Genomic DNA, 15,187 nt, shown 5'->3' with positions numbered 1-15,187 from the left:
TACTCGCTAGTGAATTTACATCAGCGGGCACGCGGCGTCCAATGATCAGCATCAGCTAATATCGATGGGAGGACGACGATGGAAAGAGTAGTCCCCACGGCGCTCGATATCCCGACAGGCATCGTGATGTTGCCGGACACCATTGGAACAACGGCGACCGCGCCAAAGCTCATGACGAACATGACCTGCATCGAGGATCTGCGCAGGGCGGCGCGACGCCGGGTGCCGCGCGTCTTTTTCGACTATGCCGAGGCCGGCTCCTATGCCGAGCAGACGCTGCGCGCCAACCGCACCGATCTCGAGCACATCACGCTTCGCCAGCGTGTCTTGGTCGACGTCTCGCAGCGCGACACGGCAACCACGATCCTCGGCGAGGCCGTGTCTCTGCCGGTAGCGCTCGCGCCGATCGGGCTCGGCGGCATGCAATGGGCCGACGGGGAAATCCTCGCCTGCCGGGCGGCCAGAGCTGCGGGCATTCCCTACACGATGAGCACGATGTCGATCTGCTCGATCGAGGATGTCGCCGAGGCGGTCGGCAAACCGTTCTGGTTTCAGCTCTATGTGATGAAGGACCGCGGCTTCGTGTGCTCGCTTATCGAGCGCGCCATCGCTGCCCGCTGCAGCGCGCTGGTGCTAACCGTCGACCTGCAGGTGCTGGGGCAGCGCCACGCCGACGTCAGGAACGGGCTTTCGGTGCCGCCGCAGCTGAAGCCGCGCACGATCCTTGACCTTGCCAGCCGGCCGGGCTGGGCTGCTCGCATGCTGACCGCAAGACGCTGGACCTTCGGCAACCTTGCCGGCCATGTGAAGGGCGAGGGCAGCGTCGCGGCAGTGGCGGACTGGGTGTCGCATCAGTTCGACGCGACGCTGGGCTGGCGCGACGTCGAATGGATCAGGAGCCTCTGGCCGGGCAAGCTGATCATCAAGGGCATCCTCAACGTCGACGACGCGCGCTCAGCCAACAAGGCAGGCGCCGACGCCATCGTGGTGTCCAACCATGGTGGCCGGCAGCTCGACGGCGCGGCCTCGACCATCTCGATGCTGCCGAGGATCGCAGAGGCGGTCGGCTCCGAAGTCGAGGTGCTGTTCGACGGCGGCGTGCGCTCGGGCCAGGATGTGATGCGGGCGCTGGCCCTTGGCGCCCGCGCCTGCCTGGTCGGGCGCGCCTATGTCTATGGCCTCGGCGCCGGCGGCGAAGCGGGCGTGGCGACAGCGATCGACATCCTGCGCAAGGAGTTGTCCGTCACCATGGCGCTCACCGGCACACGGAGCATCGAGGAGATAGATGGGAGGGTGCTGAACTAGCGCGACACCCGCTTCTCTCAGTTCACGGGGAGAAGATGCCCGAGGGCGGATGTGAGGGGCGGCGCAAACCTTGGCGGCTGCGCACAACAAGCGCAAGCTCTCGAAGGACGGCGATGCCCCTCACCTGCCCTGCCGGCATACTGACGAGGAGAGGGAGGCTCTCGCCGGCGGTTTCGCAAATCGCAAACGTCAAGGATAGAGCGAGGAAAGCGCCGACCTATTCGCATTGCCGGCGCGGGCCGCCGTCATAGGGCTGGTAGGTGTTGTCTTGCGGATTGTAGGACTGGTAGCGGCTGAAGCAGTAGTCGACATGGTCGCCGGAAAACTGCCGGCCCAAAAGCCGATCCCTCGGGGCCTGCTCGTCGGGTGAAACCTCTTCCGGCAGGCCGCCATAGGTGGTCGCGTAGCCGTCCGGTGTCATCGCGTAGCCTTCCATCTCGGCCTGGTCGTCGGTGGCCTCGCTTTGATCGGCCTGCTCATTCGGGCGCGTGTCGGTCGAGGCCGCGCCGCCCGGATCGAAATAGGGCGAGACGCAGGGGCGCAGTTCGCCGCTGTAGGACCGGTAGCTGTTTTCCTCCGGGCGGTAGCTGCGATAGCGGTTGGCGCACCATTCGAGATGAGCGGCGGGCAATTGCGCCTGCTGTTGCTGGACCGGCGCTTGCTGTGAAGGCTGGGCGGCATTGGCGTCGGGCGCGGGTTGGCCTGGCTGGGAGACATCGGGCAACGGCCGCAATTGGCGCGGCGGTGCGGTAGGTGGCGTTGCAAGGGCCGTGGTCTGCGTGCCGGTGTCCGCCTTGGCCGTTTCGTCCGCCTTGGCCGGCGCGCCAGTGGCCTGCCGGGCGGGGATGCGTTCAAGCTCCAGCTTTTTCGGATCGACCGGCTGGGCGTCCTTGGTCCACAGCTCGGAGACGCCGATCGCCGGAGTTGCCTGGCGCACCGGTTTGGCGGCCAGCAGCCAGGTGGCGAAGGCGAGCCCTGAGGCAAACACGGCCAGGGTCAGCACGAAGCCGCCGACGATTCCCAACAATGCCTTCACATGCGCTCCTTTAAGCCCCCGCTCATAGAATGCGGCGAGCGGGATGGGAGTTCCTCGCCCCCTTGAAATGAGGGAAGGAAAGGAATTAGGCGACCACCTCGCGATACTCCCGCACCGTCCCGTCCTGCCCGCGAATACGCCACGTCTGGCCGTCGCGGCCTTCGATATTGCTCGCCGCCAGCGGGACCTTGCCGCCGCCGTCCGGCAGGTCGATCACATAGGTTGGATTGCAGATGCCGGAGAGGCGCCGGCGCAGTTCCGCGACCAGCGCCTGGCCTTCGGCAATCGTGGTGCGGCGGCGCGCCATGCCGCGCGCGAGATCGCCATGGTGGAGGTAATAGGGTTTCACGCCGAGACGATACATCAGCTCGCGGCAGAGCTCCTCCAGCACCTCGACATTGTCGTTGACGCCCTTCAGGAGAACGCTCTGGTTGAGCAGCACGAAACCTGCCTGCCGCATCGCGCGGCAGGCAGCCTCCGCCGCTTGCGTGAGCTCGCGCGGATGGTTGAAGTGGGTGACCACCGTTACCATCAGCCGGCCCTGCAGCGCCTCGACCAGGCCGGGCGTGATGCGCGACGGCAGGGCCACCGGCACGCGGGTGTGGACGCGCAGCAGCCGCAGATGCGGGATCGCCTCCAGGCGGGCGCGGATTTCAGCCAGTGCCTTGTCGGGCAGCGACAGCGGATCGCCGCCGGTCAGGATCACCTCGCGGATTTCCGGGTGCCCGGCGATATAGGCCAGCGCTGGCTCAAGCGCTTCGCGCGTGTAGCCGCGGCCGATCGACGTCAGCGATTCTTTGCGGAAGCAGAAGCGGCAATAGACGGCGCATTGATAGGTTGGGAACAAAAGCACACGGTCGGCATGGCGATGCGTCAACCTGGGCACCGGGCTGAAGGCGTGATCGCCGATCGGGTCGTCGAGCTCGCCCTCGGCCGCGACGAGCTCTTGCGGCGACGGGATCACCTGGGCGCGGATCGGGTCGTCAGGGTCGCTCCAGTCGATCAGGTCGAGATAGGGTTTGGGCACGCGCACCTTGTGGGCGGCCGCAGCCTCCTGCGCGGCGGCGCGCTCGGCCGGCGAGAGCGGCAGCGGGGCAAGGTCGCGGACATGGCGCACGCCGGCGCGGATATCGGCCTGCCAGGCGGCATCGGCGGCTGGTTGTTTGAGGTCTGCGGTCATCGAGGGTCCTGGGACGATTTTTGCGCGGATATCGGCTGGATGGGCGGCCAGGTCAACCGCCACCGTTGCCGCGGAGCGGCAGATGCGGCTTCTCGCTCTCTACCCTCGGATAGTTGTTTCGGCGGAATGGTATTAGTCTGTGTTGTCCGGGGGCGAGACGAATGGATTTCAGCGCAGGCCATGGCTATCTTCTCATCGGCGGGCTCATCGTGGTCGGCGCCGGGCTGCTGATCCTTTCGCTGATCGTCAATCTTCATGTGGCGCACAGCGTGCGCGACGACAAACGCCATCGCGAAAAGCTGCTGGAATATTACCGCAACATCTTTTCGCAGTTGGGCGTGATCCTGATCGGCATCGGCGTTTCCCTGTTCATCTTCTTCTTCCAGCAGAACTATCAGGACCAGCGCAAACGCGAGACCGAGCTTCAGCAGGTTCTCGCCAAGCTGGCGGCACGTATTGCCCGCGGCGCCCCCGTCATCGAAACGCTCGGAGAGTTCGACGAGGTGCTGGATGAGGGCGGCGCTTATGTCAGTCCCGAACACGGCGGAAGCAACGCCGCGATCAGCGCCAAGGGAGCGGAGCTCGGCAAGCAGGTCGAAAAGATCCTGCTGGTCGAACGTGACGTCGATGTTCAAGACTTCGACATCCTGAACCTGTCGCGCGACCTCGAAGCCACTTTTGTCGTCAACGAGCTCGATCCGACGCTGTGGTTCAACATCGTGCGCGACGAGAGCGAGATCAAATACGCCACGACCCAGCTCGGCCTCGACTACAAGGACCTGCATGACGCGATCGGCAACGAACCGGTCGAGGCGGCGGTCGCCAAGCCCGACAAGGAACAGAAGATCAAGCACGAGGTGCTCGACATCCTCTATGACGGCGACCTATTGCGCCAGCGCAGCAGGCGATTCCTCGCTCGCGCATGCTGGCTCTTCAGCAAGGGGCGAGGTTTCGTCGCCCTCCCATCGATCGATGCGATCGAAGCCGACGCCAAATCGCAGCAGGAATGGATCGACCGCGCGAAACCGGTGTTGGCGCAGTCGATGTCGGGTGGCAGCGATTGTTTCAAGCTGCTCCGCTACGGACAGGCATCCTGAGCCCGCTGCTTTAATGCATGTCGCCCAGAAGTGTGCAGCGGTTCTGGGACAACGACATGCATAAAAACAAAGACTTAAAGCGTGTCGCCGGAATCCGTTTCAGCGCGACACGCTTTAGTCCGCGACGCGCCGCAGTGTGCCGAGATGATTGTCGTCAAGGAATTCGATGGTCATTGCCGACGCCTTTCCATCTGGGCCAACGACGAAGCTCACGCCCGTCGGCCTTTCCGGCGTCTCGGAGTCGGGATAGGTCAGGAACAGATCGCCATCGTAGTGCGTCAAGGAATAAGACCGGGCACCGGACGGGCCTACCTTGAGGACAAGGCCGTCTCCAGCGCCCGACACGACCGCGTCGCCGATGAAGTCATTGGCATAGCGGCCTGTATAGGCGCCGATCCGCCCGGCCGGCCGGACCGGAGACGACGGTGCGGCAAATCTGGCCTTGGCCGCCTCGACCGCCGGGCCGAACATGCCGGAATAGATCGCGCCCCACGCCTCGATCCAGTCCTTCTCGACTTTGTCTTCGAAGACCAGATCGGCGAAGCTGTCGGACAGCCCTTCCGGCACGCCTGTCGGGAAGGCGTTGGCAAGAATGACGATGCCGAGCTTCTCCTTCGGGAAAATCGTCACCAGGCTGCGCGCGCCGACGCTGAAGGCGCCCGCATGGCCCCAGCTCAGGCCGTGTCGGCCGAATTCGACATTCCAGCCGAGACCGTAGAAGGATTCGCCGCCGGAAACGGGATTCTTGCCCCGCGTCATCAGCGGAACATGCGTCTGGTCCAAGGCGTCGGCGGCAATCAGCGTCTTGCCGGCATAGACGCCGTTGCCCAGCAGCAGGCGCAGCCATTGCGCGAGATCGCGCGCGGTGGAACTGACGCCGCCGGCAGGCGCCTGCGCATCCGGATCGCGCTTGATCTTCGCGGCCCAGGCGCCGTCGACCCTGACATGGAGCGCCGCGCGATCGGCTCGCTTGACGAAATCGGCATTGCGGGAGCTGGTCGAGACCATGCCAAGCGGAACGTAAAGCTTCTCCTCGGCGACCTCCTCCCAGGACTTGCCCGCCAGTCTGGCTGCGGCGACAGCGCCTTCGGTCAGCCCGAAATTACTGTACGAATATCCGGCGCGAAAGCTCGACGATGGCGGCACGAAGCGCAGGCGATGCAGGATGGTGGCGCGGTCGTAGCCGATGTCCTCGAGGTCATCTCCGGCGGTGCCCGGAAGCCCGCTGCGATGCGCGAACAGGTCGCGGATGGTAAGCTCGCTGGTCGGATAGGGATCGGCGAGCCTGAAGCCCGGATCGAGGTCGGCGACCTTCGAGTCCCAGGACACGACGCGATCGCTGACCAGCGCCGCCACGACCGTGGCGGAGACCGGCTTGGACAGGGAGGCGATCTGGAACACGGTGTCGGCGTCGACGGCTTCCGGCTTCCCGGCCTCGCGATGGCCGAAACCCTTAAGGAAGATAACCTCGTCGTCGTGAACGACCGCGATGGCGAGGCCGGGCACGGCGCCGTCCGCGACAGCACCCTGCGCAAGCGCCTCGAGCTTTGACAGGGCGACCGCAATCCGTTCGGGCGTGATGGCGTCGGCCGGCGCCGCGTTGGGCCAAAGCGCCATCACGGCAACGAAGGCCCAAATCCTCAAATGGCAGAGATACCAATCAGGCCGCATGCTCGCGCCTCCCCCCTGCATTCACCAGACCAATGTACAGTCTGGCGCCGGCGAGGCCAAGCTTGGCGGCAATCCGCAGGAGGCCCCCTAAATATCCGCATAGATCTCCAGAACATTGCCGTCGGGGTCACGGATGAACAGCGTGCGATGGCCCCAGGGCTGGTCGGTCGGTTCCATCTCGATGGCGACGCCCTGCGCGCGCAGCGCCTCGGCGCATTGGTCTACCTCGGCTGGCGCCACACGGAAGGCGAGTTGCAGGGAGAGCGCCCCTTGGGGCGTCGGCGCGTCGTTGAACATCGCGCCCCGCTTGGTCAGCGCCAAAAGGCAGGAGCCGACCTGATAGGCGGTCCAGCCCTCGCCAAGGCTCGAATGGACGGGAAAGCCCATCACGTCCTCGTAGAAGCGCCGCATGCGTTGCATGTCGCGGGCGAAGATGACGGTGTAGTCGATATTCCTGATGTTTTTCAGCGCGTTCATTTTCGAATCCCTGGCAGGTCGGCTGCGCCGCGCAGCCGGTGTGTTGTCTGATGCGCCATCCCATTTATACTGGTAGTCAGGTGGTACAAGATGAGCGGCACTACTGGTAGCGCCGCTACTCCTTTCGAGGCAGCGGACATGTTGCAACGGACGGGCGTAGCCGACAGACGCAAGGAACTCGGCCGTTTCCTTCGCGCCATGCGCGAGCGGGTCGAGCCGGCACGGCACGGCATCAGCACCGGCACGCGGCGGCGCGCCTCGGGCCTGCTGCGCGAGGAGGTGGCGCTGCTCGCTGGCATTAGCGCCACCTGGTACACCTGGCTGGAACAGGGGCGCGAGGCCAACCCCTCTGCGCAGGTGCTCAACGCGCTGGCCGACGTGTTGAAGCTCTTGCCGGTCGAGCGCGAGCATCTGTTCAAGCTCGCGAAGCCGGAATGGCTGCCCGAGCCCCCCGGGCGGGAGACCCCTCGCCCGATCCATGGATAGCGGACCTGCTTGTGGCGCTCTCGCCCAATCCGGCCTATGCGCTCAACCGCGCCTGGGATTTCGTCGACTGGAACGACGAAGCCTCGGTCCTGTTCGGCGGGTTCGATCCGGACGATCTGGCGAAGCGCAACCTGCTCAAGCGGCTCTTCCTCGATCCGGCCTGGCGCGCGCTATTCGCCGACTGGGAAGTGGTGGCGCGATCCGCCATCGCGCAGTTCCGCGCGGCGACGGTCGGCTACGCGGCGGCCGCCGACATTCGCGCCGTGCTTGATCCGCTCAAGGCGCTCAGCCAGGAGTTTGATCGGCAATGGGCCGAGATGCGGGTGGAGGAAGCGCCGGTCTGGTCGAAAGGGCTGGTCGGGCCGAGCGGCGAAGTCGTGACCTACGATTATTTCATGCTGACGCCGGCGGGAGTGGGCAAGGAGACGACGATCAGTCTTTATCGGAAGCGTGGCGATAGCCTGCGAGCGCGCCCCTCGCGCCGACTTTCGCCGTAATCGACCCGCGCCATCTTTTGAGGCAATCTTCCGAAAATTCACGCCACGGAGAGGTGGCGTGGGCCAAGGGAGGATTCCATGACCAAGACGCAAGCGACCGGACTGCCGCGCTATGAGGAGGCCATCCGGCGCTTCCGCATCGAGGACGAGATCGCGCGGCTTCACGGCGATCCGGCCACCGGCATCAACGCCTATGTCGAGTGCTGTGGCCGCTATACCGGCGCGAACCGGCTGGCGCTGCGCGCGATCTCGGCCGGCGGGGAGCTGCGCGAATACTCCTTCGACGATCTGGCCGACATGTCGGGCCGCGTCGGCACCCTGCTCGAGGGTCTCGGCGTCGGCCCTAGCGATGTCGTCGCCGGCATGCTGCCGCGCATCCCGGAACTGGTGGCGCTGATCTTCGGCGCGTGGCGCGTCGGCGCGGTCTACCAGCCGCTGTTCACCGCTTTCGGCCCGAAGGCCATCGAGCACCGCCTGCGCTACAGCAAGGCCAAGCTGGTGGTCACCAACCCTGCAAACCGCGGCAAGCTCGACGAGGTGGAAAACCAGCCGCGCGTCGCCACCATCCTCGCTCCCGGCGATGCCCTTCCGGAAGGCGACATCGATTTCCGCGCGGCGCTGGCAGTCGCCTCCCCCGACTGCGAGCCGGTGATGCGCAAGGGCTCGGACCTGTTCATGATGATGTCGACCTCCGGCACCACCGGGCACCCGAAAGGCGTGCCGGTGCCGCTCAGCGCGCTGCTTGCCTTCGGCGCCTATATGCGCGATGCGATCGGGCTGCTACCCGACGACATCTTCTGGAACATCGCCGATCCCGGCTGGGCCTATGGGCTCTATTACGCCATCACCGGGCCGTTGCAGCTCGGCATCGCCACCACCTTCTACGAAGGCGCCTTCAACGCCAAATCGACCTACGACATCATCGAGCGTCTGGGCGTTACAAGCCTTGCCGGCTCGCCCACCGCCTACCGGCTGCTGAAGGCGGAAGGGCCCGAGGCCGCGGCCCGCGTCAAAGGTAGGCTGCGCGTGGTGAGCAGCGCCGGCGAGCCGCTCAACCCGGAAGTGATCCGCTGGTTCGACGCCCATCTCGCCGCGCCGATCCACGACCATTACGGCCAGACCGAGAACGGCATGATGGTCAACAACCATCACGGGCTGACGCATACCGTGCGCGCAGGCTCGGCCGGTTTCGCCATGCCGGGCTACCGCATGGTGGTGCTGGACGAGGCGGGCCGCGAGCTCGGCCCCAACCAGCCCGGCGTGCTCGCGGTCGATATCGCCAGATCGCCGCTGCGCTGGTTCGGCGGCTACCACCAAGCCGAGACGCCGGCGATCGCGGGCGGCTACTACCGCACCGGCGACACGGTGGAATACGAGCCGGACGGCTCGGTCTCCTTCATTGGCCGGGCCGACGATGTCATCACCTCGTCCGGCTACCGCATCGGACCGTTCGATGTCGAAAGCGCGCTGATCGAGCACCCGGCGGTGAACGAGGCGGCGGTGGTCGGCGTGCCCGATCCGCAGCGCACCGAGATCGTCAAGGCCTTCGTGGTGCTGGCGCCCGCCTTCAAGGGCAGCGAGGCGCTCGCCGAGGAACTCGCCCAGCATGTGAAGAAGCGGCTGTCGGCGCATTCCTATCCGCGCGAGGTCGAGTTCGTCAGTGAACTGCCGAAGACGCCGAGCGGCAAGATCCAACGGTTTCTGTTGCGCAAGGCCGAGGTGGAGAAGCGAGAGGGGTGAATTGGGCGCGACGCGGGAACTGCTAATCTCCCCCCATGTGAGGGAGATTAGCAGCGTCTTCGCCGGCGCTCTCAGTCTTTTTTTGGCCCAATCTTGCCTGCAAGACACCCATATAGTTTTGGGCGGAACGGGGGTTGCAGCATGCGGTTGGTCTTGACGCTTCTCATTGCATTGGCGGGCAGCACGGCACTCGCCGCCTCGCCGGAGGACGACTATATCGCGGCGCGCGACAAGGCGATCGCCGATATCACCGCGCAGGAAAGCGCCAACGCAGCAATCGAAACCATCGATGCCCAGAACGAGAAGGCGCTCGCAGATCTCCAGCAGCGGCTTGCCACTATTCTGGGCCCGCTTTCGGTCAAGGATTTTCCCGCCACCGGCACGATCAACCTTCAAAGCCTCAATGCTGCCGATATCGGCTTCGGCATGCTCGACGGGCTGCGATATGCCCAGAGCGAAGCCGGTCCGAGCATCGTCGCCTCGACGCGTGGGCTGACCGAGCGCTGGCTCAAGTCCAAATCCGCCGAGACGGAAGCGGATTTCAAGCTGCCCACCGACATCGGCGCGGCGTTGAAGCTGGATAGCTTCTATACCCAGGCCATAGGCAGCGACGCCGCATTCTCCGGCACGCTCGACTTTTCGCTGAAGAAGCCCGACGGCGCCGACGCGGTGGTGGCGCGGCTGGGCGGCTGGACGCAGGATGTCGGACCGATCTACGACCAGCACGTCGTCGTGGCGGTCGTCAAAGGCGACCGGGTGCTGGTTGCCGAGGCGCCCGCCTCGCCCGCCGTACCGAAGATCGCGGCGTGCGATTCGCTGTGGGCAGCCGCCGACGCCGCCGCGCAAAAAGCGCAGCAGACCGATCAAGGCTCGGACCAGGACAACCCGCAGGCTTCCGATCCCGCCAACGCCGCCTGGGAAAAGGGCGACGCCGATTATCGCGCGTGCATGGCCCAGCGCCTGCCCGGCGATCCTTCCTTCCCGGCGCTGCTCAAGCAGGCGCAGGACCTTGCCGACGGCATGGCGGGCAAGTAGCCCACCCGGACGTCCGGCGACACGCCGAGGCTCGGTCGTCAGCTCCCCGTGGCGCGCATGCTGCGTTGACGGCGCGCCGTGGGCCGCGCCGGCTCCACTGCAAGCCCATTGGCAGCATGCCCGTTGGTTGCGGGAACGAGGTCCTTGCGCAACCGTGCATCGGTTACCCTGTGCAGCCGCTCGTAAGGCAACAGTTCCTTGATGCGGGCATTGAGCGCCACGATCTCGGCGCGCAGATCCTCGCATTCCTGTTTCTGGATATCGAGCTGGATCTGGTCGGATGCCTGCTGCAGGGAAAGCCGAGAAAGGTTCGTGCTGACCGCCGAAAGGCTCTTCTTGTCGATTTCGCTCTCGTTCTTCAGCACGGCCAGCCTTTCCTCGGCAATCTGCCGCTCGGTCACCGCGTCGTTCAACTGCGTACTGAGCCTTGTCATCTCGGTCGCGGCCTCGCTCTTGTCATGCGAGGCCTGCTCCAGGCGCGCCTGCAGTTCCTGTATCTCGGAACGCAGACCGCGCAGTTCCGCGTTGCTCCGCGCCAGTTCGGCCGCACCGTCGCTTTCGGCGATGCTGGCTGCCTCGGTCAATTCCGCAAGCTTGGCCTGGGTTGCCTCCAGCGACTTCTGCAGCCGGGTTTCTTCCTTCTCGTGCCTGCCGAGCTGCGCCAGCAATTCGGCGACATGCGCGGTTTCGCTGGCATGGGTCGCGGCGAACTCGTCCAAATTGTGCCGGGCCTCGTCCTCGCGCTTCAGCGCCTGTTCCAGATCGATCGAAAGACCCACCTGCTTTTCGCGCAGCAGCTTGTTTTCACTGGCGCGCCTGTCGGCCTCGACGGTCTTGGCGGCCAGAGCCTGGGCGACCTCGCCGAACTCCGCCTCGCGCCGGGCGCTCTCGTTGCCCATTTCGACTAGTTCGAGCCGCACCGCGGCAAGCGCATCGCGCAGCGACTCCCGGTCCTGAACAAGGCTTGCCTCGCGCTGCTGCCAGACCTCGGCCGCGCCTTCGCGTTCACGCTGCTTCCTGAGGGCATCGAGCAGCTGATCCGAGAGGGTCTTGTGCTCCGCGGTCAGAGCGGCATTCGCCAGCTCCAGCTCGTTGGCGCGCAACACGTCGCGATGCAGGACATTCAGGACTTCGCGCGTCGTCTGATGCGCCGTGGCAATTTCAGCCAGCTTAGCCCCGATTTCCTCAATATGCCCCTGCCCGTCACGGAAGAGGCCGGCCACGGCTTCAAGGGCGGCCAGCCGCGTCTGGGTGTGAGCTGACAGTCGCCAGGCCATTTGTTCAGGCTGGACGGCATCCGGCGGATCCTCGCCGCTTGCCGCCGGTTCGTCGCCGGCGACGGTATCACCCTGTGAGGCGGTCTGTTCCTCATCAGCAAGACACTCGTCAAATGCCTCGGCGAGATCCGATTGGAACTCCTGAAACTCCTTGTCGACGTCCTCGGCCCGCTTGATCAGAGACTTGAAATTCATAACGGCATACCTCTTACGCCCACACCCGCCGTATTACTTAACGAATGACTAATGTAGCTCTTTACCTTCCGCGCGGGAAGCCTATCCAAAAGGAGGAAGAAATTAAGGTTATCATGGATTTCCAGACGCTTGCGCGAGGTTCCGCCAGCGGCATCTGCGCCAGGCGCAGCAAGTGCCTCAATACGGGCAGCGGCGTTCGCCCGGCCGGGCTATGCATGCGCCGCGTCGAAGAAGGCACGACCGCTTTGAAGAACCTGTCACCATTCTCGTCGGCATGGGCTTGCCGGTGCGGATCGAAACGGTCAAGGCGACCCTGGTTGCCTTCGCCCGCCGCCACGATATTCTCCTTTCCGACATGGCTTCGCCGGCACCCGCGGCGCGGGCAGTGCTTCCAGCACAAGCGGCAATGGTTGAACGATTGAGAACCCGGCGCGTGCTGGCGCGGCGGGCAGAGAGCGCAGGAATTTTTGAATGACGACAGACACCAAACAGGCTGAAACCAGGACATTCGAGGCGGACGTTTCGCGCCTGCTGCACATGATGGTGCACTCGGTCTATTCGGACCGGGACGTGTTCCTGCGCGAGTTGATCTCCAATGCGGCAGATGCCTGCGAGAAGCTGCGCTTCGAGGCGGTGAGCCGGCCCGAGCTTTTGGGCGACGACGCAAAACCGCGCATCACAATCGCCGCCGACCCGGACAATAAGCAGCTTTCCGTCGAGGATAACGGCATCGGCATGAGCCGCGACGAGATGGCGGAGGCGCTGGGGACGATCGCGCGCTCAGGCACGCGCGCCTTCATGGAGCGTGTCGAGGCCGGCAAGGCGGCGGAGGACACACAGCTCATCGGCCAGTTCGGCGTCGGCTTCTACTCGGCCTTCATGGTCGCCGACCGCGTCGACGTCATCAGCCGCCAGGCCGGCAGCGACGAGGCCTTCCGCTGGTCGTCCGACGGCAAGGGCACCTATGAAATCGCGCCGGCGCCGCTCGCGGCGGCACCCAGGCGCGGCACGCGCGTCGTGCTGCATCTGATGGAAGACGCCTCTTCCTACACCACGCCCTACCGGCTCGAAGGGATGGCGAAGTCGCAGTCGGGTCACGTGCCGGTACCGATCACGCTTGTCGAAAAGCCCGGCGCCGAGCCGCGCGATGTGGCCGACGGCACGGCGCTCTGGGTGCGGCCGAAAAGCGAGATCAAGCCTGAGGAATACACCGATTTCTACCGCAGCATCGCCGGCCAGTATGACGAGCCGGCCTCGACCACCCATTTCCGCGCCGAGGGCCGGCAGGAATACAGCGTGCTTGCCTTCGTGCCGGGATCGCGGCCGTTCGACCTGTTCGACCAGGATCGCAAGGGTGGCATGAAGCTCTATGTGCGGCGCGTCTTCATCACCGACGATGCCGATGTGCTGCCGCGTTATCTGCGCTTCGTGCGCGGCCTGGTCGATTCCGCCGACCTGCCGCTCAACGTCTCGCGCGAGATGATCCAGGAAAGCCCCCTCCTCGCATCGATACGCAAGGGCGTGACCAACCGCATTCTCGGCGACCTCGCAAAGCTCGCCGACAACGATGCCGAAGCCTACCAGAAAATCTGGGAAAATTTCGGCGTTGTCCTCAAGGAAGGGCTCTATGAGGATTACGAGCGGCGCGAGCAGCTGCTGAAGCTTGCCCGCTTCCGCTCGACGGCTTCGGGCGAAGGCTGGCGCAGTCTTGCCGATTACGTCGCCGCGATGAAGGAAGGCCAGAACGCGATCTTCTTCATGGCCGGCGACGACCGCGCCCGGCTCGAGGCCTCCCCGCAGCTCGAAGGTTTTCGCGCACGCGGCATCGAGGTGCTGCTGCTCACTGATCCGGTCGACAGTTTCTGGACGACGATGGCGCCGGAATTCGACGGCAAGCCGTTCAAGTCGGTGACGCAGGGCGGCGCCGACCTTTCCGATGTTCCGCTGCCCGACGATGCCGCGAGGCCCGAGACCGAGACGTCATCCGACATCGCGACATTCCTGGCTTTCGTGAAGACGACGCTTGGCGACGAGGTGTCGGAGGTGAAGGCTTCCGACCGGCTGACCGAAAGCGCCGTCTGCCTTGTCGCGCCGGAGCATGGCCCCGACCGCCAGTTCGAGCGCCTGCTCAATGCCGCCGGCCGGCTCGACAAGGCCGCCAAGCCGATCCTCGAGATCAACCCGCGGCATGAACGCGTGGCGGCGCTGGCGAAACTCGGCGACGACGAGAAGGTGTTCAAGGAAGACGCCGCGCATCTGCTCTATGACGAAGCGCGCGTGCTCGACGGCGACAAGCCGGCCGACGCCAAGGCCTTTTCGGCGCGCCTTGCGCGGCTGATCGATCGCGGGTTGGCGAAGGGGTGAGCCCTAGCGCTGCCATTGGTTGACGCCACAATGCCAGAGCGTCCAGTCGGAAGTGGACGCTGGCACATTCGCGACAGCTCGCTAAGCTTTATCGTATTCCCGCGGAATAAGCGGCAGGAGCCCCCGATGAAGCGCATTGTTCTCGTCAGGCACTCGGAAGAACCGGGCGACGATCATGTCCAGACGACGCTCACGGCGAACGGCCATACGGTCACGACCGCGATGCCGTTCAAGGGCGAACCGATCGATCTCGAAAGTGTCGACGGTGCGGTGATCTATGGCGGTCCGTTCAATGTCTTCGACACCGACAAACATCCATTCCTCGATGACGAAGCCGCGCTGATCGAGCATTGCCTGGAGAACGACCTGCCGCTGCTCGGCATCTGCCAGGGCGCGCAGCAGATCGCCTGGCATCTGGGCGCGGATGTCGGGCCGGTGGAAAGCGGCATCAGGGAATTCGGCTATTTCGAGATCACGCCCACGGCCGAGGCCGGCGGCTTCCTCGACGGGCCGCTCTTCCTGCCGCAGAACCATTTCCATACCTTCGCCCTGCCGGATGGCGCCGTGCACCTGGCCTCGAGCGAGACGTTCCCCAACCAGGCGTTCCGGATCGGCGACACGACCTACGCGCTGCAGTTCCACGCCGAGCAGGGTCCGGCCGGCTTTCGGCGCTGGCAGGAGCGGCAAGGCGCGCCCTATGGGACGCTCGGCGCACAAGATCGAGGCGAACAGGACAGGCTGATGGAAGCCCACCACGCAACGCAGCTCGCCTGGTTCAGCGGCTTCGTGACCAAACTGTTCGGTTGAGGCGCTTTGCGCCCCTCGGA

Annotated in this window: 14 protein-coding genes; 9 read left to right on the top strand and 5 right to left on the bottom strand. The window is 65.1% G+C overall.

Translation table 11 applies throughout. The features are described from left to right. Window positions 1–171: 171 nt before the first annotated feature. Complete coding sequence (locus tag YU3_RS0107625; RefSeq protein ID WP_027165683.1) at window positions 172–1,305, top strand: alpha-hydroxy acid oxidase; 1,134 nt, start codon at window positions 172–174, stop codon at window positions 1,303–1,305. Window positions 1,306–1,522: 217 nt separating this feature from the next. On the opposite strand, the gene YU3_RS0107620 is transcribed toward YU3_RS0107625, so the two are convergent. Both YU3_RS0107620 and YU3_RS0107615 read right to left on the bottom strand, forming a co-directional pair. Next, on the bottom strand, window positions 1,523–2,341 hold the full coding sequence (locus YU3_RS0107620; protein ID WP_027165682.1) for a BA14K family protein: 819 nt from the start codon (window positions 2,339–2,341) through the stop codon (window positions 1,523–1,525). A gap of 85 nt (window positions 2,342–2,426) precedes the next feature. Next, entirely contained in the window at window positions 2,427–3,521 is a 1,095-nt protein-coding gene (locus YU3_RS0107615; RefSeq protein ID WP_027165681.1) for a KamA family radical SAM protein, read from the bottom strand. A gap of 161 nt (window positions 3,522–3,682) precedes the next feature. Here YU3_RS0107615 and YU3_RS0107610 point away from each other — a divergent pair, with 161 nt between their 5' ends. Continuing rightward, window positions 3,683–4,618 carry a hypothetical protein gene (locus tag YU3_RS0107610; RefSeq protein WP_027165680.1) on the top strand — a complete coding sequence of 312 codons (936 nt, stop codon included), beginning with the start codon at window positions 3,683–3,685 and terminating at the stop codon, window positions 4,616–4,618. 114 nt (window positions 4,619–4,732) lie between these two features. Here the strand turns inward: YU3_RS0107610 and YU3_RS0107605 are convergent, their stop codons facing one another. After that, complete coding sequence (locus tag YU3_RS0107605; RefSeq protein ID WP_027165679.1) at window positions 4,733–6,289, bottom strand: serine hydrolase; 1,557 nt, start codon at window positions 6,287–6,289, stop codon at window positions 4,733–4,735. A gap of 87 nt (window positions 6,290–6,376) precedes the next feature. Further along, window positions 6,377–6,766 (bottom strand): VOC family protein, encoded by a 390-nt coding sequence (locus YU3_RS0107600; protein WP_027165678.1) that lies wholly within the window; start codon window positions 6,764–6,766, stop codon window positions 6,377–6,379. 138 nt (window positions 6,767–6,904) lie between these two features. On the opposite strand from YU3_RS0107600, the gene YU3_RS38605 reads away from it, so the two are divergent. The 4 genes from YU3_RS38605 to YU3_RS0107585 all read left to right on the top strand — a co-directional run bounded on the left by YU3_RS38605 (window position 6,905) and on the right by YU3_RS0107585 (window position 10,524). After that, window positions 6,905–7,252 (top strand): helix-turn-helix transcriptional regulator, encoded by a 348-nt coding sequence (locus YU3_RS38605; RefSeq protein ID WP_051333878.1) that lies wholly within the window; start codon window positions 6,905–6,907, stop codon window positions 7,250–7,252. After that, the gene (locus YU3_RS38600) at window positions 7,201–7,749 is read left to right on the top strand and encodes a hypothetical protein (RefSeq protein ID WP_198021646.1); all 549 of its coding nucleotides are present in this window, start codon (window positions 7,201–7,203) and stop codon (window positions 7,747–7,749) included. The genes YU3_RS38605 and YU3_RS38600 overlap by 52 nt, the downstream gene beginning before the upstream one ends. Window positions 7,750–7,827: 78 nt before the next feature. After that, window positions 7,828–9,489, top strand: a complete 1,662-nt coding sequence (locus YU3_RS0107590) for an acyl-CoA synthetase (RefSeq protein WP_027165677.1) — start codon at window positions 7,828–7,830, stop codon at window positions 9,487–9,489. Between the two features lie 141 nt (window positions 9,490–9,630). Continuing rightward, window positions 9,631–10,524, top strand: coding sequence for a hypothetical protein (locus YU3_RS0107585; RefSeq protein WP_027165676.1), 894 nt, complete (start codon window positions 9,631–9,633; stop codon window positions 10,522–10,524). Window positions 10,525–10,562: 38 nt separating this feature from the next. Here the strand turns inward: YU3_RS0107585 and YU3_RS0107580 are convergent, their stop codons facing one another. Beyond that, window positions 10,563–11,996, bottom strand: coding sequence for a hypothetical protein (locus YU3_RS0107580; RefSeq protein ID WP_027165675.1), 1,434 nt, complete (start codon window positions 11,994–11,996; stop codon window positions 10,563–10,565). 211 nt (window positions 11,997–12,207) lie between these two features. On the opposite strand from YU3_RS0107580, the gene YU3_RS39125 reads away from it, so the two are divergent. The 3 genes from YU3_RS39125 to YU3_RS0107565 all read left to right on the top strand — a co-directional run bounded on the left by YU3_RS39125 (window position 12,208) and on the right by YU3_RS0107565 (window position 15,167). Continuing rightward, complete coding sequence (locus tag YU3_RS39125; protein ID WP_084507955.1) at window positions 12,208–12,471, top strand: hypothetical protein; 264 nt, start codon at window positions 12,208–12,210, stop codon at window positions 12,469–12,471. Continuing rightward, entirely contained in the window at window positions 12,468–14,360 is a 1,893-nt protein-coding gene (gene htpG / locus YU3_RS0107570; RefSeq protein WP_027165673.1) for a molecular chaperone HtpG, read from the top strand. The genes YU3_RS39125 and htpG overlap by 4 nt, the downstream gene beginning before the upstream one ends. Window positions 14,361–14,486: 126 nt before the next feature. Further along, window positions 14,487–15,167: a gamma-glutamyl-gamma-aminobutyrate hydrolase family protein gene (locus YU3_RS0107565; protein WP_027165672.1), complete on the top strand. Its 681-nt coding sequence runs from the start codon at window positions 14,487–14,489 to the stop codon at window positions 15,165–15,167. The last annotated feature ends 20 nt before the right edge of the window (window positions 15,168–15,187 follow it).

The organism is Mesorhizobium sp. WSM3224 (assembly GCF_000427725.1).
Classification (GTDB): Bacteria; Pseudomonadota; Alphaproteobacteria; order Rhizobiales; family Rhizobiaceae; genus Mesorhizobium.
Note: the sequence above shows the minus strand (reverse complement) of the source record. Positions and strands in the feature narration are given on the sequence as shown.

Excerpts from the sequence above, each read along its gene's own strand:
- YU3_RS0107625 (WP_027165683.1), top strand. The coding sequence starts at position 172 with ATGACGAACATGACCTGCATCGAGGATCTGCGCAGGGCGGCGCGACGC.
- YU3_RS0107615 (WP_027165681.1), bottom strand. The coding sequence starts at position 3,521 with ATGACCGCAGACCTCAAACAACCAGCCGCCGATGCCGCCTGGCAGGCC.
- YU3_RS0107610 (WP_027165680.1), top strand. The coding sequence starts at position 3,683 with ATGGATTTCAGCGCAGGCCATGGCTATCTTCTCATCGGCGGGCTCATC.
- YU3_RS0107605 (WP_027165679.1), bottom strand. The coding sequence starts at position 6,289 with ATGCGGCCTGATTGGTATCTCTGCCATTTGAGGATTTGGGCCTTCGTT.
- YU3_RS0107600 (WP_027165678.1), bottom strand. The coding sequence starts at position 6,766 with ATGAACGCGCTGAAAAACATCAGGAATATCGACTACACCGTCATCTTC.
- YU3_RS38605 (WP_051333878.1), top strand. The coding sequence starts at position 6,905 with ATGTTGCAACGGACGGGCGTAGCCGACAGACGCAAGGAACTCGGCCGT.
- YU3_RS38600 (WP_198021646.1), top strand. The coding sequence starts at position 7,201 with ATGGCTGCCCGAGCCCCCCGGGCGGGAGACCCCTCGCCCGATCCATGG.
- YU3_RS0107590 (WP_027165677.1), top strand. The coding sequence starts at position 7,828 with ATGACCAAGACGCAAGCGACCGGACTGCCGCGCTATGAGGAGGCCATC.
- YU3_RS0107585 (WP_027165676.1), top strand. The coding sequence starts at position 9,631 with ATGCGGTTGGTCTTGACGCTTCTCATTGCATTGGCGGGCAGCACGGCA.
- YU3_RS0107580 (WP_027165675.1), bottom strand. The coding sequence starts at position 11,996 with ATGAATTTCAAGTCTCTGATCAAGCGGGCCGAGGACGTCGACAAGGAG.
- YU3_RS39125 (WP_084507955.1), top strand. The coding sequence starts at position 12,208 with ATGCATGCGCCGCGTCGAAGAAGGCACGACCGCTTTGAAGAACCTGTC.
- htpG (WP_027165673.1), top strand. The coding sequence starts at position 12,468 with ATGACGACAGACACCAAACAGGCTGAAACCAGGACATTCGAGGCGGAC.
- YU3_RS0107565 (WP_027165672.1), top strand. The coding sequence starts at position 14,487 with ATGAAGCGCATTGTTCTCGTCAGGCACTCGGAAGAACCGGGCGACGAT.